Raw genomic sequence first — 23801 nt, 5'->3', positions numbered from 1 at the left:
TATTATACCGTTTTAGGTGTTAACTCAAAGCAGCGAGCATAAATCCAGTTGTACGCTTTTTCGTTTAAATCTCTTGGGTTTCCAACTGTTTGCGGATCTTTCATCGCTTCTTTAGATAAACGATCAATCATATCTTTTGATACACCTTGTTCTTCTAATGAAGGAACTTCTAAATCTTCTACTAAATCATACATCCAATTCACAGCTGCTTTGGCTGCTTCCTCTGTTGACATTCTGCTTGTATCAATACCAAACGCTTGCGCAATTCGAGCGAATTTTTCCGGATACCCTTTCCAGTTATACTCCATCACTGGTCCCATCATCGCTGCAACACACTGACCGTGCGCTACAGGAATAATGCCTCCGAGTGTTTGACTCATCGCATGTGCAGCTCCTGCTGATTCGCTTCCATAAGAAAGCCCGGCAAGCATCGCAGCTTGTGCCATTCCATATCTTGCTTCTAAGTCCTCGCCATCGGCAAAGGCACGGCGAATATAATGAGCAGCATATTCAATCGCCATGAGCGCTACCGCATCTGTAATAGGCTGAGCAAATTTCATCGTATAGCATTCAATAGCGTGAGCAAGTGCGTCGATTCCAGTCATTGCTGTCACATGAGGCGGCATGGATACATGAAGCTCTGGGTCAATCACTGTAAGATGAGCTGCAATGAGAGGACCACCTGTATTGAATTTGAATTCTCTTTCTTCATCAGTAATGACCGCCCACTGCGTTACCTCTGAACCTGTACCAGCTGTTGTCGGAATAGTGGTTAAAGGAGGTATTCTATTTTCAAGCGGTTTTTTCCCCTCTGCCGCTTCGTAATCAAGGACTGAGCCTTCATGAGTTGCCTCTACTCCGATTGCCTTTGCTGTATCCATTGAACTACCGCCGCCTACTGCGACTAATCCATTACAACCTTCTTTCTCATATAAAGCAGATCCTTCGTTCACTAGACGGACTGGCGGATTTGGCTCTACTTTATCAAATAGAACGACATCGATTTGCGCTTCTTTTAATGAAGCAATTACTGGGTCCACCACGCCGGCGTGATAAATACCAGGGTCTGTTACAAGCAATACCTTTGAAACGCCGTATGCCTTCACTTCTTCCCCAACATGTTTCACTGCACCAATGCCATGTTTGATGACAGTTGGAATTTCAAATGTATGGAATTTCTGCATGCTTTCAATTTTCATATTTAGTGTCATATAGAATCTCCTCCAAATGCGTAATTTTTATTTAAACCAATGAACTGCTTCAGGTTTTGTATTTCGATATAAATGCTTCAGCTCGGTATATTCTTCAAGTCCCGTGCGTCCTAATTCGCGCCCAATGCCTGATTGCTTGTAGCCACCCCAAGGCGCTTGAGCGAAATAAGGATGGAAGTCATTGATCCAAACCGTGCCCAATCTTAATTGTCGAGCCACTCTTTCGGCCTTGCTGATATCAGAAGACCACACAGCTCCTGCTAAACCATAAATCGTATCATTTGCGAGCTTGATGACTTCTTCCTCTGTACGGAAGGATTCGACTGTCAGGACGGGTCCAAAGACTTCTTCCTGTACAATCCGCATATCTGACGTGCAGCCTGAGAAAATGGTCGGCAAGTAGAAGAACCCATTTTGCAGCTCCTCTGCGTCAGGTCTTTTTCCGCCTGTCTCTAACTTAGCGCCTTCTTCTAAACCGATGCTGACGTATTTTTCTACTTTTTCTCGATGCTCAGCTGAGATAAGCGGCCCGCTCTGGGTGTCTTCATCAAAGCCGTTGCCTAGCTTGATTTTTTTCGTACGCTTCACCAGTTCTTCTAAAAATTCATCATGAATAGATTCTTCCACCAGCAAACGTGAACCTGCTGAACACACTTGCCCTGCATGGAAAAACACAGCATTCATCGCCTGGTCAACCGCTACGTCTAAATCAGCATCTTGAAACACAATATTCGGATTCTTTCCGCCAAGCTCAAGGGCTATTTTTTTCACATTCCCGCTGGCTCCCTGCATAATTTTCTTACCTGTTTCAATACCGCCTGTAAATGAAATCAGATCTACTTGATCATTCACAGCAAGCTCATCTCCAACCGTTGCCCCAGGTCCAAGCACTAGGTTTGCAACACCTGCTGGAACGCCCGCTTCTTCCATGAGTTTAAATACTTTTATTGTGGTGAGTGGTGTGATTTCACTTGGCTTTAGAACGATTGTATTTCCCGCCGCAAGAGCAGGAGCGATTTTCCAGCTTGCTTGAAGCAATGGATAGTTCCAAGGAGTGATTTGTCCGCATACACCGACAGGCTCTCTGACTAATTCACTTTTCGAGTTTGGAATTGGTGATGCAATGATTTCCCCGCCATCTTTATCAGCCAGACCTGCGTAATATTGGAACACGTTCGCAATATCGTCCATATCTGCTTTGCTTTCCTCTAATGTTTTGCCTGTATCAAGCGATTCCAATTTGGCTAGTTCATCAAGATCACGTCTAATCAATTCAGCTATCTTAAACACAATATTTCCTCTTTCAAGTCCAGGCATGTTTGCCCAGTCCCCTTGATCAAAGGCTTTTCTTGCTGCTTTAATGGCTAGCTGCGCGTCATTTCTAGATCCTTCGCTGACTGTCGCGATCACTTCTTGATTGAACGGATTGATGATATCCCGTGTGTCGGTACTTTTAGCGCCAACCCATTGTCCGTCTATAAATAGTGTTTGACTCATAGAAGGAACCTCCTCTGATTCTTTTCGGTAAGTTTGTTAAATAAAAATTTAACGTTTTGAACATAATTAACTTAACATGTTCAAATTTTTCTGTCAAAGGGAGATATGCTTCATTTATTTTGACATTTTGTATTCTTCCGTTAACATATAGTCCATAAAGATTTTTTTGAACGGATTGAATTCTCTTAATAGAAAGCAGGGACAAGATGAAAAAGCAGGAACAGCCGCAAGCAGAAGATCGTATTTTAGCTGCTAAAGATCTAGTCATTGATTCCATAGCTGAAACGATGGATCTCTATGGCATTACACGAAGTGCAGGTATTCTATATGGGACGATGTATTTAAATGAGGAAATGACACTGGATGAAATGCGTGAAGAGCTGCAAATGAGTAAGCCGAGTATGAGTACGGGTGTGAAAAAGCTGCAAGACATGAATATTGTCAAAAAGACGTTTCACCGGGGCCGAAGAAAACACAGCTTTGTTGCGGAAAAAGACTTTTTTAAGTTTTTCACGAACTTCTTTCCGCAAAAATGGGAACGTGAGGTCGAGGTCAATTTAGCGGCAATTGAAGAAGCACAAGAGCGGCTTCAAGAGGTAGCGCATGATGATCAGCTGGAGGAGCATGTAAGAGAGGAAGCGCAGCAGCTAATTGAGCAGCTTGAAAGCTCAAAAGCCTATTATGACTGGCTGAGACGACTAGCCCATTCTGTTCATTCTGGTGAAATTTTTGACTATATTCCGATTGAACAGAAAGAAAAATAGACGATGTGTTTACGTTTTACAGCTTGAATTTCACAGGAGGATTGATTATAATAAATTATGTCGTCATACCTCGGGGCATTAGCTCAGCTGGGAGAGCGCTACGCTGGCAGCGTAGAGGTCAGCGGTTCGATCCCGCTATGCTCCATACGAAAAACCATTCTTGAGAAATCAAGGATGGTTTTTTTATGTACATATCTCTTACAGTTCTGTTTGTTCTTTGTTTTTTCTTAATAACTTTATGATGCGGTATGTAATCACAGAAAGATAAGTTAGGATGAGAATGATTGTGTAGGACACAGGGAAATCGCTCGTCATTCCGTGATAAATGAAATAGATGAGCAGCACTGAAAGCATGATGATCTGGAACAGTTCTTTTTTCATTTTTCTCTCCTCTCATGATAGTGATTTTGTTGATTATATCACACATGATGTCATTTTTTGTTAGCTATCAGCAAGGAAGCATTTCCTCACTTGCTGATAGCTCTTTTTATAGATCATTATTTCTTCTGTAATTGTTCGATTTTGTTTTTTGTCTTCGGTCCGTAAATTCCGTCTGCTGTTAAGCCATTCATGAGCTGGAACCGCTTGACCGCATTCGCCGTTTTCGGTCCATAATAGCCGTCAATCCCATTGTTTTTTGCCCCTTTGTCTGGGTAAAAATAAAGGGAAGATAAGGCTTTTTGCACGGCTGTGACTTTAGGGCCTTTTGTTAAGGGCTTGGTGACTTTTAAAATGCCAGATGGCAGATTTGACGATTTCTGTTTGGAAACGGGTGTTTTGTGGCTCAAGCTTTCTGCTTGAACTGGTTTTCTTGTACTTTTGCTGCCGGTATGCGCTGTGGCTATGCCAGCTTTAAACTGATCCCACCGTCCGAGAAGTTTCCTTGGGCACTCTTTCCCGCTCCAATGTTTATGAGGCACTACATTTGATAAAGGAATTCCGAAATCTCCTATCAGCTTGCGAATGAGCCATTGGGCATTTTCGACTGCTTGTTCAAAGTTACCGTCTGCATTTTCACAAATTTCAATTCCAATTGACTTCATATTGCCAGTGCCTCTGCCATCCCCTGCGTGCCAGCCGTTTTCGTTTAACGGTAAATGCTGATAAATCACCTGATCATCAACGGTGTAATGCCAGCTGACCCCGGTACTCGAACGTGCAACAAACGCTGCATGACTGGCCGCATTGGCACCTTTTGCACTGTTTGACGTATTATGCACCGTAATATAGAGCGGCTTCATCGTGTTTCCTGGTCTGTTGCGATGTTGTTTTGGGATGAATGCTTGAATGATTTTCACCATGTTGTTTCTCCTTCAAGTATTATTTTGTTAGCCCTCTTTGTTTCAGAGCATCTTTTTGTAATTGACCTTTGTAGGTCACATAATTGTTTTTAAACCAAGCTATTACCGCTGTGACCATAGTAAAAATCGTAGAACCTGCCACATAAAGTGCCTCACCAGCGGTTTGTACTTGCTCCTCACTAATCGGCAGCACTGTCTGTCCAAACATGACAAGCGTTTGATTGATCAAAGCAATAAAAAGAAGCACTGTGCGAATCACAGTGCCTTTGTCGAATGTTTTCATGATATTTACCTCCTATTTTAAATTCCGTTCAATTTTGTCGAGCTTGTCGATCACGACATCATACTTCTCACTAAACTTTGCTAACACATCATTTTGCGCCTCGATTTGTGCATTGAGTTTGTTTTCTCGTTCTTTTGTTGTGTTGAGAACATAAAACAGAATCCAGCAAAAGAGAACAGCAAATGGGCCTTGTGTCATTAAGTTTTGAATGACATCTACTTCCATTGGAATCACCTTCTTTCCGGCAAAAAAATAAAGCCATTAGGCTTCGTATATTTCTCCAGTTATATCTTGATAGTCGTCTGCCGAGATCCATATTAACAACACAAAAAAACTTTAGTAGTTTCATCATATGATGACTACCATAGTGGAATTTCCTCGTTAATTTCAATACGGGTTACCTTTGAAGGATCGTTTGCAATTAATCCATCAAATTTTAGACTACCCTCTTTAGATAAAGACATCCTTGCAAATCCGTATGAACCAACCGTCGCACAAGTGAAAACGCTTAAAGAGGAAGGTTTATACGTTAAACGTGCAATTTCTGTTTCACTAGCCGAAACTATTTCAAATGATCCTCTCAAATATAAAATATTTTGTCTGACAGAATATTTCAATGGGTTGACTGAATATTGGTTTATATTACTATTGAGATTTACATTATACCAAGCAGCATTTAAATCTGAAGACGTGAGCTGCCTTTCCCATTCAGTCCATGTATAATCAGTCTTCCTAATTCTATAAAAAGAGTTCAGACCATTAACTGCATCATATATAGCTTGCAGCAGAGTATTCCCATAACTTATCACGATCATAAATGCCCTTTTGATCTCTTTTGGACCATTTAAACCAGCATTATAAATGAGATACAATCCTGTTTCTGTCATCTCGTTATAGTCGGTGGTTTCACCTATGCTTTTATAAAAGGGTTGACCGTTATCTCTTGTTATTTTATGAAGCTGACTGTTGTTCCATTTATCTTTTTCAGCTACTGTCGGAATCTGAGTCCAAGTGATAGATAGATGACTAGAATTATAGTAGAAGTAATATGCATTACCTGATGTATCTATCGCAAAACCTGTTCCAATGTTATTCTGCCCCACTGTCTGTATCCCTCTAATGGCATATTGTGAAGGGCTATCCTCTATTCCACTGGGCGCATAAAATGTACATGTCCCTTTGTCTTTAATTGAGTCAAAAATTTTTGTGCCGACAGGAATATTTAAAAGTTGTACTCCATTATCACCTGTAATTTTATACAGCTGCGACTCATTCCATTTCTTTTTTTCTAGTTCTGAAGAGTGCTGTCTCGAATCATCGATATGATTAGTTAATTGTTCTGATATACCAGTGTCGTTATGAATCAGTATTTTCAACATATCGTTGAATAGATCAGCATGAGCTTTATCACTCGTTTCAAAAGAACGAGGAGTTTTTATATCCAATGTGTTCTCTCCTTTCTACAATTTTTATATCAAGTTTTGAACGACTTCTACTTCCAATTTGCTCACCCACTTTCTTTTCAAATATCCTTATCTTAGCTGTGACAAGGTAACATAAGCTCTATTTACCGTAATGGTTCTCCCAGTGTTTTTGGGTGTAATATAAAATGTTAATTTATCTCCTGCTTTAAACTTTTGTTGAAGGTACAATACACATATACTTGATGAGATAACAGGATTCCAATTACCTAATCGTTGAAATTCTGTACCATTCACATAACATGATAAAATGCTATCTGATCCAACAGGAATGTTATTGCTATTAAGATAAAGCCTAATTAAATACAGACCATTGTTTTTCAGTGTAATTTCAGCGCGCGAACGATTATACTCTCCTAGGTCGTCTGATCTTGTATCACCAAAATTCAGTTTTGTTGGAACGTTTTCAACGGCTGATACAGAAGAATTATCGAGATCATACGTATCAACAAAAGAAGTATTATCCATATCCTCATTTGTTAAAACACGTTTCCAGCCTTGCCACCCCAAATTTAAATCAAGATAGTTTGTATACATGTAATTGTTATAATCTATTGCTATGACCCATCCAAATGTCCCTTTTCCATTACTATCTTGAGAAGTAAAATGATACATTCCACGACACGATCTTGTTGTTGGGCTGTTTAATACTTTACCTGTGGCATAAAATGTACCATGCTTCGGGCCTAAAGAAACAACCTTTTCAAGTAAATCTTCACCATCAGAAACAGATAGAATCACCCCTCCATTATCTGAGGTAATCTTAGATAATTGTCCATCATTCCATTTGTTTCTTTCAGCATTTGATGGGAGCTTTGTCCAGTTAATAGCAGTATGTGCAGCATTATAGTAAAAACTATAAGCATTACCAGCAATATCTACAGCAAAGCCAGTACCAATGTTATCTTCACCTACTGTCTGTAATCCTCTCAATGATATATTTACTGGGGAATCTTCGACTCCAGAAGCTGCATAAAAAGTACACGTTCCTTTCCCTTTTATCGCATCAAAAATCCTAGCATCTGCTGGCACATTAATTAACTGACTTCCATTATCTGCTGTAATTTTATAGCTCTGAGAATCGTTCCATTTTTTCTTTTCCGCTTCAGATGCATGTGGTTTTATATCTTTCATATGTTGATTGATTGCCTCTAATAGACCCACATCATTGTCAAGAAAGGCCTCAACCATGTCATTAAATAGATCAGCATGGGCTTTATCAGTTGTTTTAAAAGTGCGTGGTGTCTTAATCTCCATGATCATTCTCCTTTCAAATCTATGCTTGGTTCTATTTCTTTCAGCTGCTCTAAAGTGAGCATCCTTTGCTCGTATCCTGCATTTAGATCTTCCATAGAACAATCACCTAGTTCAACTGCTTGTTTGACCAATTCAGGTGTCACCCATTGGAAATATAATGCCATTACCCAATAATTCATGTTTCACTCTCTCCTTTAATGAAAAGGATGTCATTTTTTAGCGCTTTTAGTTCGTTTGATAGAAGATCACATTGATGTTCAAGCTGTTTTCTCATCAGCTTTTCTTTTGCTACTTCTTGCGCTAGATAATCTAGCGGGAGCGGTGGTTGATACCTTGGATTGGTTTGTGATTCCTCCCACCATTTTTTTAATTCTTCTTCTGTTGGTTTGGGGACATCAAGATACCATTCATCTATATACGAACCAGCACCGTCATTTCTTAATTCAAAATCCTTTTGCGGGTCCGCATTGGGATATTTATATTTAATGGCTTCATATAAAATCATCAAAACCCTCCTATACTCGCGGGAAATTTCGGCCGCCTACTTCTGTAATGTCAAAATAGTTGTACCAGCCTGAGTTATCTGATATATAACGACTAACGTCTCCGTCATATCCTACATACATGTAAATTTCTAAATAATCCCCTTTATTTGCCGGTACATTGGCAGAACCATAAAGTCCCATACTAAAACTCAACGTATCAGATGGACTTGTCGGACTTTGTCTTTGATGTGAAATATTTTTATATCTTTTTCCATTTAAATAGATCGATAATTCAAAGTTTGCATATCGTTGAAAGCTTTCAATATACACACCTGCATTCACTGAATACATTCCGTTTTCAGGGCAGATGAAGCGATTATTTTTGATATCAAAATTGTTATGACTGTCTTTTATCTTTCGATTAAAAAGGACTTTTTGATACTCTCCCTTGGTTAATAACTGCTTCCCAGTTGTACCTATATTGGCATGACAGAACCCAGAGAGTTTATGCCAGTCGGTCCAACCCGAACCAGTCCACCAATGACGGCACCACGTACCTGTGCTATCAAAATAGCTGCCTGCTTCGTTTCCAGTCCCATAATAATATTGAACAAATCGAAAGTTACTATATTTTTCATTTTTCACAAAGCCGAATCTTGTAGGGTATCCCGTATCATTGGCTTGACCAATATCCATGAATGTAATCCCTATTGGATATTCCTCGCCGCTGACTGTTGCATCTTGAATGGCTTGATCTCCTGTTAGTTTGAATAAGCTTTCATTTGTGATCCCTGCTATTTGTTTACTCAGCGCATGATCATTCTCTACAAGTGTGTTGACCATCAGGTTAAACAAGTTGGCATGGGCTTTGTCAGTGGTTTCAAACGGTAAAGGTGATTTTATGTCCACTTCATTTCCCCTCCATTAATAAATATCATCAATCTCAAAAACAAATTCGATGTCGCCGTCTTTTTGTTTGTCTGTCATGGTGCGGATGGCGGTGAATTTGCCTTCTTCGTCGACAAGTGCTAGTTCGTTGATCACTTCTCCTGCCAGTTCTCCTTCGGCGATCGTGCAGGTGTAGCGGATTTTTGCTGGTTCCATGAAGGTAAACGAATCAATATTTTTTTGGACTAGTTCTTTTTTAAGTTTTTGTTCAGTGCCGTCTAATGAGATCGGTTTTCCATCCTTCGTTCCCCCATTGCCAAATGCCATTTTAACGACTTTTGTGAGTTTTGTTCCTTCGGCTCTTGCCTTTGCCATTTGTTGACGTGCATACAGTGTTGTTACGGTTAATTGATCAGCCATTGTGATCCTCCTTATAACTCTATTTTTTTAGAAGTTGCTGCTAGCATTTTTGATCCGTCCAGCGGAACAGATCCATCGAGAATCCAGTAATGATCCTTGATCAGTAGGCTTCCACCCTGCTCAGTTTGGACATGTACTGGCAGACGGAACGTCATCTTCTTCTTGGTTTGATGCTGGCGCTGATTTTTTGTGCGTAAAGTCAATGCCGCTCCTTGCTTCGTTTCATGTACCGTTCCAGTCATGACATAGTTCATGCGATATGCTGTGTCTGACTGATGTTGAAGCCGCATTCTCATGTTTAATGAATGCCGAAAACGAGCAGGCACATCCGTTGTACCTCGTGTTCCGCTGAGATAGAACGTACCATTTAAGACAAACTCACCATTGAGTATAATCGGAATATGATCGAAAAAACCCACCCTGCTTCGCAGTGTGAGCCTCCCGTGATGTTCATTTTTTTCATGTACATCAGTATGATGAAAAGCCGTGAACGTATAAGCCAAATGTGCAGGTTTTAACGTTTCAAGAATTTCTACAATATATCTCGTGTTTTGCAGATCATCCAGGTTCACACGTAAGGCGAAATGATAGCGATTGGTTGTGAGACGGATGACAGCACTTGGATTCTTGAGAAAGCGATTGACTGATTTCTCTAATGAAAGATACGTGATTGGCGGAATATTTGACATCATATTGAGTAAGCGTGCCCTGCGCAGTTCAATTGAATCATCTGATTCCCGCTGCACCTTCAGCATTCTTTCCCATCTATTCAACCCCCATGTCGCTGTTAAAGGAAAGAACTGATCCGTTAAGTCGAAAATGGATTCGTCCAATTGCTCAAATTCCGGTGCCTCTGTCTTGAGTAGATGATCCACTTCATAAATCTCTGTAAAATATGGCGGCAAGTAGTTTTTCATTTCATCCTGTTTGCTCAATAACCTTCACCTGCCTAAGACGCGGAATCTCAATATCCTGCAATACTAAGTTTTTCGACTCTCCATTCAATAGCACATCTGCATAATCTGACACACTTTCTGAATGGTACAGAATATCATTTAAGGCGGACATTCGAATGGTACTCTTTTCAAATGCGATTGATTTCAATAGCGTCTTGACCTTTTCTTCTATTTCTTTCTGAGCTCCTTCAAGGGTCCAGTCCATTTGAAGTTCGACAGCTACTTCTATGTCGATATCCAGCCATTTGGCGCTTTCAACGGTTGCTTTTGAGCCTATAGGCGCTTGTCCTTCTCCTTCACCTGGCACTGGGTCGATATATTCCTGTACCCTTTTGACAAGAAGGTCTGATGCAACATCTAGATTGCCATCTGTAATGACAATTTTGACTGTCCCTTCTCCGTTCCAAAGCGGGAACACTTTCGCTCTGCCAACACCGGTCACTTCCTCAGCCCATTTTTTATAATGCGCCCTGTTGGCACTGACAGCCTCTCGCCTCGCACGTATTAAATATCGATCGTATAATGAAGCATCATCTTCCTCTTCTTGACCTGGTATGACCAGTTCTTTCATCGTAATCGATTCAAGTCCTGGAATTGTATCAAGTGACAGCAGCGGCTGATCTGTTAATTGAACATTGCCGGCTTTACCAGGTGTCTCGCATTCTAGCATGGCATCCTTTGAATATTGGAAATAAACGTCTTCAATAAAAAAACGTGAGCCAGCTGGAATATTGATATTTTCTGGCTGAATGGCCGCTGACCATACCGCTTTAGTTGCTGGTTTTCTTTCAATTCCTACTTCAGCAGCCCGCCGATCTAGAAACTCTCCTTGTGCTGTATCTGCAAAGACCAGCTCAAACACTTGATCAAGCCAAATATAGGACTGGGCCAGTTCAGCGGCAGCAGGTGCCAAGGCATTCCAAATCACGCTGTTTTCTCTTTTATCTATATCATCTGGCAGTCTGTCCATCATTCTTTCCATTAATGCTTCGTACGTCTGTTCCTCAAACATCGCCCTCCATCACCTCCTCTATTTCTAATGTGCCCTCATCTGTGACGATCGCTAGTTTGACATGAAACGAGTCATTTTGCTTTGTGACCTCTAACTCTTCAATATGATCAATCCGCTCGTCAACGAGCAGTGCTTCCTCTAGCAGCCTTGGAATCTCCATTTCTTTGTATTCATCCGTGGCTTCTGTATCCGTCAACAGCTCCTGAATTTCAGTGCCAATGTCGTGGCTGTAGATAGGGTGTGCATAACGCTCTGTCCTAAGTGTCATATAAATGAATTGCCGGATTGCCTCAATACCTGAAATGGTTTCGCCAGTCAGTCTGCCGGTTTCAAAATCTATTCGATACGTCGTGGAGGTTTCGACCTCTTCCTCTTCTTCTGTTTCCTCGATTTCTTCCTCTGGTGAAAGTGCCACGTTCATCACCTCCCTTACAATTTGTCGATGATGTAAAAGGACTGTCCTCCTGCCATTGCAAGCACCATAATACTGTCTCCCCTTTTCAACTCATCATCCTCACCCTTATTTAAACGCTTCGGCCAAATCAGTAATTCTTCTGGAATAATCAGTTTATGATTTTCATTTAATCGGATACTCAGAGGGGAAACCGCCGTGACTTCTCCAATGACAAGATCAATTGGAGATGCTGCATCTACCGCATTCACAGCCAATCGTTTAATCGCTTCACTTAATCTCACGCTTGATCACCCTTTGGCATGGAATTTTTCTCAACAACATCAATGGTCATGGTGTGTTTCACTCCACTGAATTCATGTTTGTCTTGATCGATCCAGTAAGTTTTTTTCACGTTGATTTCAGGAATTTTCAAATAGATTGGGAGACCACTTTGCAGCTCAGGAATTCCTAGGGCTTGTATGCTTTTGACTTCTTGTTTGACGCCTTTTTTCTCTGCCAGCCGTACTTTGGCTCTTTTTTGCAGCTGCGGCTGATTGATTTGCCCCGTGACTGTTTCAACATGCTGTAAAATACCGTATTTATTCTGACCAGCTTTATCCTGTTCGATCACCACAATCTCGGATTTACTGCCTTTTTTCTTATTCTTCCCCTTTTCATCAACAGACGTACGCATTTTGACACGAGTGGCTGTCTCTTCAATCGAGGTGCTGTATTGATAACTGATGAGATTGACGCCTGATTCAATGACCCATACATCCTCTGGGTCAGGCCAGGCTTTCAACCCCATCTTGCCTTTAGCAGAATAGATTTGATAGTTTCTGCCAGTCTGCCGCTTCGTTTCTTTCAAAGCTTTTAATATCATGTCATACAGGCTCGTATCATTTTTAAACACTAGTGATTTTATGACATGTCCTGTATTGGCGATAGAGGTCATTGGAATTTGAAAGTCAGTTCCAATCCGCCTTAAGATTTGATCTGCTCTTTGATTTGAAAAAACATAGACATCTTGGTTTTTCACCAAATATTGAAGCATATCGTATGCGGTAAAGTTCAGCTTTCCTTCAACCGGCGTCCGTGAAAAAACGATGCCCCTGAACAGCTCTTTTCCTTTCCATTTAAAAAGAACCGTGTCCCCTTCTGAGACACGGTAATATGTTTGACTGCCTTGTTTAGTGATAATATTTGCTTGAATAGAGCGAGGGGCTTGATACCTTTGCCCCTGAAGTGTCACACTCTCTGTGACAAGCTCATACATGGTGCCGCTTCTGATGGCAAAAAGCTCGATCAATGCCAGCCCCCCTATTGTGGTATTTTTAACCTTTGTCCAGGGAAAATCCAATGCCCCGGCTGCTTAATATTGCGTCTGCTACGTTTAATCATCGCTAATTTATTGGCATTCCAAATACGCCGCCATTTTGTACTGTCGCCATAAAACCTGCCAGAAATGGCCCATAGCGTATCCCCTTTTTTGACGGTGTACATTTTTGGTGGTGTTTTTGATGGCCTTTTCTTTTTCGTTTGTTTTGCTTTTTTCTTCCGTTTGATTTTCCTAGGCGATGCAGTTTTATATTCCTTTAACTCGATCGTAAATTCACGATCGCCAATATCATATGAACCTTCTTTATGGGTAAAGCTTTCAATGCTGCACGTCATATTGATTTTTGTTCCCGTTACAATCAGTCGTACAGACTTCTTTGAACGCATCATTCGTTCAATTTTCGCGATCGCATTCTCTGGTGATGGAATGCTTTTATATTCAGCAATCGGCGAATATTTCTTAGGAAATAATGAGGTGAATGATACTTGTTTCGCCGATGGTACGTCAATAAACGTCAGTTCTCCAAAAGAGGCGACCTTCACTGTTTCATTTTGTACGTTATTCGTGATTTCGAGTTCGGATGGAAGGACAGGGAATCGTAACTTGTCCTTTCCTTGGGAAATCCACAATTGATACACTGATTTACCCATCGATCACGACCCCCTTCGTTCCTGTATGAAGCTCTACTTCTAGTTCATCTACAAGCATTTGTCTAATTTTTTCGACAAGCGATTGCTGGTCTTGTCCATTATGGAAATGCTGATCTCCATTGAACTGAATCGTAATCTGTTTATTACCTGACGATGTTGTACTGCCAGTAGTCTGAGCTGAGGTGACTTGCTGCATCTGTGCTTCTGGTAAAGGAGCAGATGCATTTGATGGATCATATACTTGCATCCCAAGTGCCTTGGCTGCCTGCGTCAATAAATACCTTCCGCGAATGCCTCTTTCTTCAGGAATAATCCATTCGCGTTTATTTCCTTCACCGACTCTTGCAACCTGCTCTTGAGTAATCAAACCGCCATTTGCATAGCCTTTATAAGGGCCGCCTCTTCTCATACTTCGTAATCCCGGCGTGTTGAAGACTGTTCCATATCTGCCCTTAATGTAGTTAATGGCTGCTACGGCATTATGAATTGGGTTCCAAATGTCATTCATACCCTTGCCTTTATTGGCGTTAAACGTCGTTCCAATGGTTTGCATTAAGCCTTTAGAAGGTGTTCCCTTTTTGGCGTTGGAATCCCATAAGTTGATTGCTCTCGGATTTCCATTTGATTCATGCTGCGCGATGGTCATCAGACCTGGAAGCCAGTTCATAGATGTGCCAGTTGCCATGAGAGCTGCCATGAGCCATTGCTGAACACTAAGACCTGAAGCTCCCATACCGCTGAAGGCACCGATTAATGAACCAGCCTGATTTTCGGCAAATTTTTTCACATCAACTGAGTCGAGCCCTTTGACGACACCGATCGATGCAAATTTCCCAAGACTCATCATGACGCGTGAAGGGGAATGAATGTCTAATTCCTCTCTAAACGCCTGCTCTACTTTCTTCGCCATTTCTTTGGCTGCTTGCGTGACTTCGCTTCCTTTGGAACGCATGCCGCTGTTAAAGGCGTCAATCATTCCTGAACCCCAGCCTGGTGATTCTTGTTTTGCTTGCAGGAATGGTTGTTTGATGTGCTGATCTACGTATTGGCTAGTACCAACTGATGTGGCATTTTGCCCTGTCGCAAAACCACTAACCGTCCCAGAACCCCAAGTTGGTGATGCCGTCATCACTTGTTGGTATGGTGCTTTTACACGACTTTGTAAGAAGCTATCTGTTCCTGTTGGTGTCATCTGCTGACCATTTGCAAAGGCAGAAACCGTTTGTTGACCATACTTTCCTGAGTCTGATGTCAATTGACTAAAAGGCTGCTGAATATTCTTTTGTTTCCATTGATCAAGAGAGATCACTTTACGGTTTAACCCTTGTTCAAAATCTTTATTAAATTGCTCGCCAATACTAGAGGCTTGAATGTCCCCAGTCATCGAGACCGATCCGTCTATTGAACCGACAGAAGATGATGCAGCTACAGCTGTAGGAGCTGGAGAACTTGATACTTGATTTTTTCCAGCTGCTCCGCTTGGCATAACAGACATTCCAAGATGAGAAGCAGCCTGTGCAAGCAGCATTTTTCCGCGCCCTCGGTTATTTTGAGTTGGAATAACAAATTCGTTACCTGCTTCACCGACCCATGATAAGGTTGGCTGGGTGATATAGCCGCCTGTGGCATTATTATCAGGTTTTTTCTTCCCAACGACCCAATTTATTACTACATCTACAATACCGCCTGCTTTGTCAAAAATCTTTTTTACCCAGCCAAATGCTGCAGAAAATCCATCACTTATGGCACCTGCCACTTTTACGATCGGTGTCTGAATATTATCTTTAAACCATTTGGATAATCCATCCCAAATATCTGTCACCACTTTATACGCTTCTTCAAACTTTTTCCCGAAACTATCTTTAATGGTTCCTACAGTATCTACAAGTGGATTCCACACATTCTCCATAAACCATGTCGATACAGCCCCAAAGATTGATTGTATTTTTTTCCATGCATTTGATAATGCCGTCCAAATTCCTGTAGCGACTGTAACAACTGTGCTGCTTAGCGGCGTCCAAACGTTCTCGATAAACCAGCCTGCAACCGCACTGAATGTTTCTTTGATCCACGTCCAGGCATTGACTAGGCTTGACCAGATGGTCGTTGCTACCGTAACGACTGTACCGCTTAACGGTGTCCAAACGTTTTCAATAAACCACCCTGCAACTGTACTGAATGTTTCTTGAATCCACGTCCAGGCATTGACTAGGCTTGACCAGATGGTCGTTGCTACCGTAACGACTGTACCGCTTAACGGTGTCCAGACGTTTTCAATAAACCACCCTGCAACTGTACTGAATGTTTCTTGAATCCACGTCCAGGCATTGACTAAACTCGACCAGATGGATGACGCTACTGTGACAACCGTGCTGCTTAATGGTGTCCAGACATTTTCTGTGAACCAAGTCGCAACTGTTGACCAAACTTCAACAATTTGGTCTTTGATTTCAATGGCTTTTTGACCAATCTTTTCAAATCCGCCTCCATCAAACCATTTTCCGATCGTTTCACCGATAGATTCGCCGCCCATACTTCCAGCGATGCCGCCTACTAGACCACCGATGGCTGTACCTACTCCTGGAACTACGCTTCCAATAGCTGCACCTGCTGCTGCACCTGCCATCCCGCCGGCGATACCGCCTCCAGTCGTACCGATCTTTTCACCAGCATTCTCTTTTTTCATACCGATTAAATTTGTTGCACTAAGTAAACCACCTAGAATAGGTACTTTCTTTAATAATTTACCGCTCCCTTTACCGATATTTTTCATCGCATCCCCTAGTCCACTTAACCCCTTGCCACCTTTCTTTAGTCCACTAGGGATTTTTCCAAATAGCTTACCTGCATTTGTTTTCAGTTTCCCTAATTTACTTGGAGGCCTTCTATTCATTTCGGTTCTTGATGTGGCATTTGGATTTGTTGGTCGTCTCGGTGAACGGCCATTTTTCGCTTTAGTAGATCCTCGGCTGCTTATACCTCTTGCACAACAAGGGCAACAACTACTGCGAAACAAACCTTTTCCACCTCGCGGCTTAGACTGCGTTTTAGGAGCCGAATTAGATGGTGTTGATGTTGGTGCAGTTGTCGGAGCTGTTGTTGGTGCCGTCGTTGGTGCAGTTGTCGGAGCTGTTGTTGGCGCCGGAGTCGTACTGTTGTTTTCACTTGATTGATCACTTGTACCAAAGAGGCGATCTAATCCAGTCTTCACCCATTGATCTAGTTTTTCTTCAGGATTAAATTTAATCTTCTCTTTAATTCTTCCGATCACATCTTGTTTGTACTCTTCTATTTTATTTTCAACCCAAGGAAGTGCTTTTTCATCCCAAAACTTTCTAGGACTCAATTTTTCCTTCACTTTGTCTGCAACGTCACCTGCATATTTTTGAATTTCATTTAATCCTTTATTGGCAAAGTTCTGTAGCAAACTCTGTTTAGGTTCATCCGTTTTAGCTGACGGACTAGCAACCTCAGGCTCTTTTTTTATGGTTTTTTCTTTCACAACAGACTCTGCCTGATCTCGTTTTTTCAGCTTACTTTTTGCATTGTCTTGAACTGACACTCTGATTTCGTGTTTGGACATCGTCAAGCTTTTGAGTGTCTTTTTGATTCGTTGAATTGCTGCGGTGGCTTGGTCAACCATGTTTAATCTCATATAGTACGTTCTGTTGATGAGCTGAAGGATTGATTTTTTGATTGATGATATTTTACCTGACAATTGATCGTTCAGTTTAAACGTCATCATAATGGGGGTTGTTCCCATTTGTTTTAAACGATTTATACTGGATTTGATGACATCCAGTCCCTTCGCTTGAATGGATATGATCAGATGATTTGGAATCATATTTAACTGATTGTTCAATGCTTTTAGATCACGATAGATTCCCTGATCCAGCCTCATGGAAAATACTGAAATTTTCCGAAGCGCTAAAGTGAGATTTCTTAAATTCTTTTCATCCATTTCTAGGCTTATTTTTACCGGTTTTCTAAATGGTTTGAGCTGCTTCTCAAACGTTTGAAATCGTTTTTGAATGCGTAATAGCTTTTTCGACACCCGGTCTTCTAATTCAAATCGCGCTGTAAGTTTCGCCATTTATTTACCTCCTTTCTTTGCTTCTTTTTCTAACATGTCTAGCTTGTAGCTGATAAGTCCGAAAAGGAATGCTTTGAATGGTCTTGGTGCTTCATATAAATCTAGGAGTTCAGATGGGGAGTAGTGAAGCTCGTGCATCGCGTAATATAAAAACACCGCTTCTTTATCCCCATCTTTTATTAGTTTTTTGCTGCTTCTTCTAAATCTTCAATTTCATCTTCGAATCCGTTGATTTCGATCGCTTTGTTTAACCAGTTCGCATATTCACCGCCGACTGACAGGACCCGTTTTGCTACTTCAACTGGATCTTGTGTGCTGTAGGCTTCTCTTAATTCCTTTGAGCGGAAATCTGGGTAAATCGTCGATTCAATCGCAATCCGTGCGTAGAAGCGCTGGCTGTCTAAGTCTTTCACACGTCCTCTGCCTTTGATATTTTTGAAAGTTGTGTTTTCTTTTTCCAATTCATCAATACGTTCAGTTGTAATGGCTTTAAAGACAAAAGGAATGACATTCCCTTTTTTATCAACAAAACGCTTAGAAATCGGCACTTTGACTTCTTCCGCTTCTACTGTTTGTCCTGGCATAAAAAATGAAAGATCAAATGTTTGTTTTTCACTCATGTTTAAAAACTCCCTTTGTTATGTTTTTTTGAATGCAAAAAAGCACATCCATTTTTTGAATGTGCTTTCCAATCTTTTCATGTATAATTTAAATTGTACAATTGAACGGCTTGCTCAAGGGCGTCTGGCTCATCCCCGATAGGAAGGGGGTGATGCGTATGTCAACATTTGAAGCGATTTCCCTTATGCTTTTATTCGGGATGTTTATCTTTACTTTGTTGACGTATATAGACAAAAAATAGACTCCCCTTGAGCTGTGGAAGGTTAAAGGGAAGTCTACCTAAAGAACCTATTCGATAAGCCAGCCCCTTGAAGGGCCTCATTGTACATTGCCGGGATGTTAGAGCATCCTGGCTTCTTTTTATTTTATGCAAATTGCTTTGCATGTAAACATATTTTAATGAATCGAATACAAGACGTTACCAGACGAAATTAAGACGGCTTTCAAGACAGTTGTATTACAACTGCATTATAGCATATTCAGCTGTTATTTAGCTAATTAATTAGCTAATTTCCTCCACTTTTCTTAGAATGTATTCTTCAGCTTTTCAGGCAGATCAAAGTCCTCGAATGTGAAAGGAACTTCTTCTTCAAGTGCCTCTGAATCAACATCCAATCCAGCGATTTTAGCAGAATCAAAGTTGACATCAAATAATGTCACACGCTCAGTGCCACGGCCTGATGATTTATCGTCAATGACAGCTTGAAGAGTGAAATATGGATCTTCTCCTTTTTTCACATAATTGAGCATTAATTGAACGAAACGGGACGTAACTTTATAGAATGTTGCCGTTCCTGTTCCGTTTGCTCCCGTTGTTTTATGGCCAGTCATTCGGCGGCCCATGACGTTGACTTCTGATTTGTTTTTCTCCACGTTTGCTTCGAAGGTTTTGATAAATGCAAGTTCCTCACCTTCTAAGAAAAGACGACCTTCTTTACCTGAAATTGTATTTTGCGCTTTAAAAGCCATCTTACTTCACCTCCACATTGAAATAGAATTTTTCTGCTGCATCTACTGGTTGAACCGCTAAATCGATGATAAATCCATCACGATCTTCATTGAGACCGATCACGATATCTGTTTCTGAATTAAAGCCTGTAATGCCGCTGCCATCTTGAAGCTGTGTGAGATACTGGGTAATCAGTGTTTTCACAAGCTGCACACCATCATCTGATGCTGGAATGTCATTGCCATTGGCTTTACGTAATTTAATCAGATTTTTTAATTCGAATGTTAAATCATTGTTGATCGCATCAAGCACACGAATGATTTTATTTTTCGCCAATTGCTGGCTCTTTTCAGCTGTAAAGCTTGTCAAGGAGTTAATATCTTTTTCAACACTCACAGTACGATCTCTCGCATCAAAGGTGAAAAGGAACTCCCCTTGTGATAATCGGTATTCTACTTGATCATTGTCAAGGCGTTCTAATGTATCGACTGCTCCTTCGTATTCAACAAAGGTCAATGACTGATTGAAATTTGCTCCAGCACTTGCACCTGCGACCCATGCTGTTGCTTGAGCAGGTGTTAGTTCTGTTCCATCTTCGAGTACAACGCCGCTTGTCACATTGATAATTCCTTCTTGGTCCGCTGCATAATTCGCCACAACCCCTTGCACCTTACGTCCTTGCTTATCACGCAAACGCTCGATAAATGAAGCGAAGGTTGCTTTTAATTGCTCACTATTATCGACTGGAAGGGCAATGACATCAAAGTATTCTGTTTCTGCTGCTTCTAGGAAAGCTGTATAATCTGCGACACTTGCCACGCCATTTTTCCCGCCGCTTAGTGCCACACCAGCTGTGATGACGGCTTCACCTTCACCAGAAAATTGAACGTATTTGTTTTTCACAAGGTCTTTGACATCAGTGACGACCTGTTTATCCACAATATCTGTTCCAAGATAAGTGATCACATCGCGTTTTTTACTATCAAGTACATTTTCTGCCACTTGTACTGTGATCTCATTTCCTTTTTGGCCGCCATAATTTGCTGTGACTACAAAATTTTCAGCAATTTCGGCTTTGGCCGGCTCACCTTCATTGAGGCGGTAAAGCAAGACTGTTTGCGCTTTTTTCTTTGCTTCACGGAAAAGAAGAAGTGACTTATCATCAATGTTGAGTCCAATCTTTTTATTTAAATCTTCCATATTTGAAACGGAAATAAAGGTTTTTGGTTCTCCCCAGCTCATCACAAGAGGAAGTGCCACCGTACCTCGATCGCCTAAAGTAATTCGCTGCTCTGCTGTTGTTTTAAAATTAAAGTAAATGCCAGGACGCTTTTTCTCTGTACCTGGTGTAAAAGTGCCTCCGTTCATCCTTTAAACCTCCTTGGACAAAAAAGCATCAATGTGCTTTTTCGCTTCTGTTTTTGTAATTGGTTGATGTTTGATATAAAAAAGAGCCCCTTCAAGGATTTCTGGTTTGACCCCAAAAAGATCCTTACTGTGCTCCTTTAAGGCTTCAAATGAAAAGCCAAATTCTTTTTCTTCGCCGGCTGTTTGAGCAGGCTGAGCATTTTTAGTCTTGCTCACGTTTGATCACCCCATCTGAAAAGTTGATATCTTCAAGGCTTGCCTCTTTGTCACGGTTATACCAATAGCTGCTATCCCACGTCAGGACAATCGCTGCTACGCCTTGATCTATCATTCTTGTTTCCACTCTTTTTATGCGGACATAATCATCAAGCACCTCTCCGTCTTCACTCATCATCTGAATGATTTGACGATCAGCAAGCAATGCATCAACGATTGTTTCTGCCGCATCATGTGCTTTTTCTGTATCAATATGAAAGATTTTCACTTGCAGCGAATAAGATTTCATAAAGGTAGAGACCGTATCTGGACCACTGATCACTGTCACAGGCGGCACATAAACGGATGGCACTTGAAAGCGTTCTGGCAAAAGACGATCATACATTGTCACAGGAAAGTGTGTGTAGATATAATGCATGATTGCCCCGACTTCTTGATTCATTCCATCACCTCCCAAAATGTCGATCGAACCAGCTTTGCAGCTTTCGATCCAGCGACTGTTCAAACATTTGCTCATAGAGCATGACAGCATGATCCCAGTAGCCATTTCCATCAATCCATTGAGAGGCAAGCATCATTCCTGTACTTGCATTTGGATCATATTCAAAGCGGCTGCCAGTCCATCTGCCAGGCACCCATCTTCGCTCTCCACTTGAAGAAGTGGCATGTCCGTCATTGACATAGGAGGCATATTCAAGCTGCGTTCCCACTTCAAGTGTGAGACCGCCTTTTGAAATGAGAAAATGATTCTCCTTGCCGCCTTGCTTAAAGGAGTTTAGAAGCCGGCCTGTATCGACAGCGTTCTCCTTAATTAATTCATCCTGAATGATGTCTAAAAACTGTAGGCCCATGTCCTCCAGCCAATCTTGATATTCTGCCTTTAAGCCGCCATCACACGCTGTCTGCAGCTGTGAAAGCAGCCGGTCAAGTCCATCAATTTTCATAGATTTTCCTTCCTGACTGCCATCACTTCGATGTGATGATTTTTCACTTTTTTAGGCTGCTGTAATTTGAGTGACACGCCATTCCACACTATTTTGTCATGCAAGCGAATATCACTTGCTAAAGGAAAATGGACAAGATAGGATTGATAAATGACTGTATTCGGCTCTTCTTGCACAAGTGACTGGTTCTTTTCTATGACATAACATGCTAGATCGGCTAGGCTGGGAGCATCGGGATAGGAAAGTGTCATTTGTAAATCATCAGCTGGAATTCCAAATTTCCCGCGGGCAGACTCCTTATGCTCAAGGTGAAAAAGATCACAGCGATCTGTTAATAGAGATTGATAGCTCATAATGATCTCACCTTTAGTTTGGCACTGCCGCCGGTCAATGTTGGTTCAATGTAATCTACAAGCAAGGCATATACATAGGGTCTGCCTTTCACTTGATCAGATGCCTTCGCATATGAATAATCGCCCATTTTTTCTGACGTAAAGCCTTTCATCATAGATTCGTCATCATTCAGCATGGCAAAATATTGGGCCATTTTTAATAATGCGATTCTTGCTTTTTCAGGGAGGGGCTGATATTTTTCACTTGAGAAATCGTGACCTACGATCTGAAATACCGCAGCTTCCGCTTCGATAATATCTGCTGTCAGTCTTTCCACAGATCGATTTTTCACACGATCAAATACAGAATAGGCTTGCAGTTCTTCAGCAGAAATGATCATGGCCTGCCGTCACCTACTCTTTCACTTTCATCACTTTTGCTACAGCATCCTCTTCCTCAAATTTGCTGTCTAGCTTCGCTGTGAGGACAATAATAAATTTACGGCTGCGAATATCTTTTTCTACTTCAATTCGAATATTACGAGAGAAACCTACGATAATATTTTTAGGGTGTGTCAGCAAAATATCTGATACGTCTGTTCCCGCTTCGTCATATGGTTGCATATTGGCAAGACCTTTGACCGGCACACCGAATGCAGAAGAAAGTCCGCCTTGAATGGCCGCATCTCCGAGGCCTGTCTGACGGTTTGCTACTTGATCCTTCCACTCAACCTCTAAACTTGGGGATGTGTAGAAACGGAAATCCTGAGGCACACGTAAATATTTTGACGGCATCGCTTTATAGGCTTGCTTAAACATTTGGCGGCTGATTTCCGCTCCATTAGCATCTACGATATGAGATACTGCTTGTTTTCTCACGCCATCCATTTGAGCTAAAAATGGATCTGCTGAAGTCGTATCGCCATTGACGATGAGCTCTTCAATGTCAACCGCTGCTCGTTCAGCAAGCATTTGCATAATCGTCTGCTGAATTCCGTCTTTCTCAATATTGTTTTCAATGCTGTCGTAGGTCATATGGATCTCTGCGATGACCTCTTTCGCGTTTAGCTGGACAGTGCTTGTCGCTGGGACAACACGGTCTTTCGCATCAAGTGCTTTGCCTTCTTCTGCTGGGCGCAAAATACGCTGGCCAAAGCCGATTTTTTCGATTTTTTGTGAATCACTTTCCATTGGAATGATACGTGCATCATTTAAGACGGTTGGTGTATTTTGCATCATTCTAATGAATGTGTTGGATTGGGTTGCGTTCATGAGACCGCCGGTTTTTAAGCTGGCAAGTGTCATTTCGGCCTTGCGAATCAACTCTTGATTTCTCACAC

The 23801-nt window shown here is 41.4% G+C and carries 31 protein-coding genes and 1 tRNA gene; 3 read left to right on the top strand and 29 right to left on the bottom strand.

The genetic code is table 11. From position 1 onward, the window contains the following. Positions 1 to 2: 2 nt before the first annotated feature. Together JVX94_RS19445 and betB are read right to left on the bottom strand one after the other, a co-directional pair. Positions 3 to 1211 (bottom strand): choline dehydrogenase, encoded by a 1209-nt coding sequence (locus JVX94_RS19445; RefSeq protein ID WP_095409400.1) that lies wholly within the window; start codon positions 1209 to 1211, stop codon positions 3 to 5. A gap of 27 nt (positions 1212 to 1238) precedes the next feature. Beyond that, positions 1239 to 2708 (bottom strand): betaine-aldehyde dehydrogenase, encoded by a 1470-nt coding sequence (betB, locus tag JVX94_RS19440; RefSeq protein ID WP_095409401.1) that lies wholly within the window; start codon positions 2706 to 2708, stop codon positions 1239 to 1241. Positions 2709 to 2914: 206 nt separating this feature from the next. Here betB and cudC point away from each other — a divergent pair, with 206 nt between their 5' ends. Both cudC and JVX94_RS19430 read left to right on the top strand, forming a co-directional pair. Further along, positions 2915 to 3472: a transcriptional regulator GbsR gene (cudC, locus tag JVX94_RS19435; RefSeq protein ID WP_048237231.1), complete on the top strand. Its 558-nt coding sequence runs from the start codon at positions 2915 to 2917 to the stop codon at positions 3470 to 3472. 72 nt (positions 3473 to 3544) lie between these two features. Continuing rightward, a tRNA-Ala gene (locus JVX94_RS19430) sits at positions 3545 to 3617 on the top strand. A 53-nt stretch (positions 3618 to 3670) separates the two neighbouring features. On the opposite strand, the gene JVX94_RS19425 is transcribed toward JVX94_RS19430, so the two are convergent. The 19 genes from JVX94_RS19425 to JVX94_RS19335 form a co-directional block, all read right to left on the bottom strand. After that, entirely contained in the window at positions 3671 to 3853 is a 183-nt protein-coding gene (locus JVX94_RS19425) for a hypothetical protein (protein WP_048237233.1), read from the bottom strand. Positions 3854 to 3969: 116 nt separating this feature from the next. Next, a complete protein-coding gene (locus JVX94_RS19420) occupies positions 3970 to 4773 on the bottom strand; it encodes a peptidoglycan recognition protein family protein (protein WP_205184169.1) in 804 nt (267 codons plus the stop codon). A 19-nt stretch (positions 4774 to 4792) separates the two neighbouring features. Continuing rightward, a complete protein-coding gene (locus JVX94_RS19415; RefSeq protein WP_019743388.1) occupies positions 4793 to 5056 on the bottom strand; it encodes a phage holin in 264 nt (87 codons plus the stop codon). A gap of 12 nt (positions 5057 to 5068) precedes the next feature. Further along, positions 5069 to 5281, bottom strand: a complete 213-nt coding sequence (locus JVX94_RS19410) for a BhlA/UviB family holin-like peptide (RefSeq protein WP_039180953.1) — start codon at positions 5279 to 5281, stop codon at positions 5069 to 5071. 134 nt (positions 5282 to 5415) lie between these two features. Beyond that, positions 5416 to 6501 carry a pyocin knob domain-containing protein gene (locus tag JVX94_RS19405; protein WP_095409406.1) on the bottom strand — a complete coding sequence of 362 codons (1086 nt, stop codon included), beginning with the start codon at positions 6499 to 6501 and terminating at the stop codon, positions 5416 to 5418. A gap of 87 nt (positions 6502 to 6588) precedes the next feature. Next, positions 6589 to 7794 (bottom strand): hypothetical protein, encoded by a 1206-nt coding sequence (locus tag JVX94_RS19400; protein WP_095409407.1) that lies wholly within the window; start codon positions 7792 to 7794, stop codon positions 6589 to 6591. Positions 7795 to 7796: 2 nt separating this feature from the next. Then, positions 7797 to 7973 (bottom strand): XkdX family protein, encoded by a 177-nt coding sequence (locus tag JVX94_RS19395; protein WP_095409408.1) that lies wholly within the window; start codon positions 7971 to 7973, stop codon positions 7797 to 7799. Beyond that, complete coding sequence (locus JVX94_RS19390) at positions 7970 to 8299, bottom strand: XkdW family protein (RefSeq protein ID WP_144472325.1); 330 nt, start codon at positions 8297 to 8299, stop codon at positions 7970 to 7972. Before JVX94_RS19390 ends, JVX94_RS19395 begins: the two co-directional genes overlap by 4 nt. A gap of 10 nt (positions 8300 to 8309) precedes the next feature. Next, positions 8310 to 9188, bottom strand: a complete 879-nt coding sequence (locus JVX94_RS19385) for a hypothetical protein (RefSeq protein WP_095409410.1) — start codon at positions 9186 to 9188, stop codon at positions 8310 to 8312. 15 nt (positions 9189 to 9203) lie between these two features. Further along, on the bottom strand, positions 9204 to 9587 hold the full coding sequence (locus JVX94_RS19380; RefSeq protein WP_041107568.1) for a phage tail-collar fiber domain-containing protein: 384 nt from the start codon (positions 9585 to 9587) through the stop codon (positions 9204 to 9206). 11 nt (positions 9588 to 9598) lie between these two features. Continuing rightward, a complete protein-coding gene (locus tag JVX94_RS19375) occupies positions 9599 to 10522 on the bottom strand; it encodes a YmfQ family protein (RefSeq protein WP_095409411.1) in 924 nt (307 codons plus the stop codon). Beyond that, positions 10506 to 11555, bottom strand: coding sequence for a baseplate J/gp47 family protein (locus tag JVX94_RS19370; protein ID WP_095409412.1), 1050 nt, complete (start codon positions 11553 to 11555; stop codon positions 10506 to 10508). Before JVX94_RS19370 ends, JVX94_RS19375 begins: the two co-directional genes overlap by 17 nt. Further along, positions 11548 to 11970 carry a DUF2634 domain-containing protein gene (locus JVX94_RS19365; protein WP_144483321.1) on the bottom strand — a complete coding sequence of 141 codons (423 nt, stop codon included), beginning with the start codon at positions 11968 to 11970 and terminating at the stop codon, positions 11548 to 11550. Before JVX94_RS19365 ends, JVX94_RS19370 begins: the two co-directional genes overlap by 8 nt. A gap of 14 nt (positions 11971 to 11984) precedes the next feature. After that, positions 11985 to 12251 (bottom strand): DUF2577 family protein, encoded by a 267-nt coding sequence (locus tag JVX94_RS19360; RefSeq protein WP_075621936.1) that lies wholly within the window; start codon positions 12249 to 12251, stop codon positions 11985 to 11987. Continuing rightward, complete coding sequence (locus tag JVX94_RS19355) at positions 12248 to 13258, bottom strand: XkdQ/YqbQ family protein (protein WP_205184166.1); 1011 nt, start codon at positions 13256 to 13258, stop codon at positions 12248 to 12250. Before JVX94_RS19355 ends, JVX94_RS19360 begins: the two co-directional genes overlap by 4 nt. Positions 13259 to 13269: 11 nt before the next feature. Beyond that, complete coding sequence (locus JVX94_RS19350; protein ID WP_034282467.1) at positions 13270 to 13938, bottom strand: LysM peptidoglycan-binding domain-containing protein; 669 nt, start codon at positions 13936 to 13938, stop codon at positions 13270 to 13272. Further along, entirely contained in the window at positions 13931 to 18031 is a 4101-nt protein-coding gene (locus JVX94_RS19345; RefSeq protein WP_205184163.1) for a transglycosylase SLT domain-containing protein, read from the bottom strand. The genes JVX94_RS19350 and JVX94_RS19345 overlap by 8 nt, the downstream gene beginning before the upstream one ends. Continuing rightward, the gene (locus tag JVX94_RS19340) at positions 18032 to 18169 is read right to left on the bottom strand and encodes a hypothetical protein (RefSeq protein ID WP_095410046.1); all 138 of its coding nucleotides are present in this window, start codon (positions 18167 to 18169) and stop codon (positions 18032 to 18034) included. Between the two features lie 41 nt (positions 18170 to 18210). Continuing rightward, positions 18211 to 18651, bottom strand: a complete 441-nt coding sequence (locus JVX94_RS19335) for a phage tail assembly chaperone (protein ID WP_039180982.1) — start codon at positions 18649 to 18651, stop codon at positions 18211 to 18213. Between the two features lie 152 nt (positions 18652 to 18803). Between JVX94_RS19335 and JVX94_RS19830 the strand changes: the two genes are divergently transcribed. Next, positions 18804 to 18893: a putative holin-like toxin gene (locus JVX94_RS19830; protein WP_141211640.1), complete on the top strand. Its 90-nt coding sequence runs from the start codon at positions 18804 to 18806 to the stop codon at positions 18891 to 18893. 284 nt (positions 18894 to 19177) lie between these two features. Here the strand turns inward: JVX94_RS19830 and JVX94_RS19330 are convergent, their stop codons facing one another. Genes JVX94_RS19330 through JVX94_RS19295 form a run of 8 tightly spaced genes read right to left on the bottom strand, consistent with a single transcriptional unit; the run spans position 19178 to position 23799 of the window. Continuing rightward, positions 19178 to 19621, bottom strand: coding sequence for a phage tail tube protein (locus JVX94_RS19330; protein ID WP_024423257.1), 444 nt, complete (start codon positions 19619 to 19621; stop codon positions 19178 to 19180). Between the two features lies 1 nt (position 19622). Next, the gene (locus JVX94_RS19325) at positions 19623 to 20969 is read right to left on the bottom strand and encodes a phage tail sheath family protein (protein ID WP_095409416.1); all 1347 of its coding nucleotides are present in this window, start codon (positions 20967 to 20969) and stop codon (positions 19623 to 19625) included. Between the two features lie 3 nt (positions 20970 to 20972). Beyond that, positions 20973 to 21185, bottom strand: coding sequence for a YqzN/YkzM domain-containing protein (locus tag JVX94_RS19320; protein ID WP_024425900.1), 213 nt, complete (start codon positions 21183 to 21185; stop codon positions 20973 to 20975). Then, positions 21172 to 21627, bottom strand: coding sequence for a phage tail terminator family protein (locus JVX94_RS19315; RefSeq protein ID WP_095409417.1), 456 nt, complete (start codon positions 21625 to 21627; stop codon positions 21172 to 21174). Before JVX94_RS19315 ends, JVX94_RS19320 begins: the two co-directional genes overlap by 14 nt. A 4-nt stretch (positions 21628 to 21631) precedes the next feature. Further along, positions 21632 to 22129, bottom strand: a complete 498-nt coding sequence (locus JVX94_RS19310) for an HK97 gp10 family phage protein (protein WP_205184162.1) — start codon at positions 22127 to 22129, stop codon at positions 21632 to 21634. After that, entirely contained in the window at positions 22126 to 22482 is a 357-nt protein-coding gene (locus JVX94_RS19305) for a YqbH/XkdH family protein (RefSeq protein ID WP_095409419.1), read from the bottom strand. Before JVX94_RS19305 ends, JVX94_RS19310 begins: the two co-directional genes overlap by 4 nt. After that, positions 22479 to 22862: a protein YqbG gene (gene yqbG / locus JVX94_RS19300; protein WP_095409420.1), complete on the bottom strand. Its 384-nt coding sequence runs from the start codon at positions 22860 to 22862 to the stop codon at positions 22479 to 22481. Before yqbG ends, JVX94_RS19305 begins: the two co-directional genes overlap by 4 nt. A 13-nt stretch (positions 22863 to 22875) precedes the next feature. After that, positions 22876 to 23799 carry a phage major capsid protein gene (locus JVX94_RS19295; protein ID WP_024425904.1) on the bottom strand — a complete coding sequence of 308 codons (924 nt, stop codon included), beginning with the start codon at positions 23797 to 23799 and terminating at the stop codon, positions 22876 to 22878. Positions 23800 to 23801: the final 2 nt, after the last annotated feature.

Source organism: Bacillus sp. PDNC022 (assembly GCF_016919285.1).
Taxonomy (GTDB): domain Bacteria; phylum Bacillota; class Bacilli; order Bacillales; family Bacillaceae; genus Bacillus; species Bacillus safensis.
This window is presented reverse-complemented; position numbering and strand designations above follow the sequence as displayed.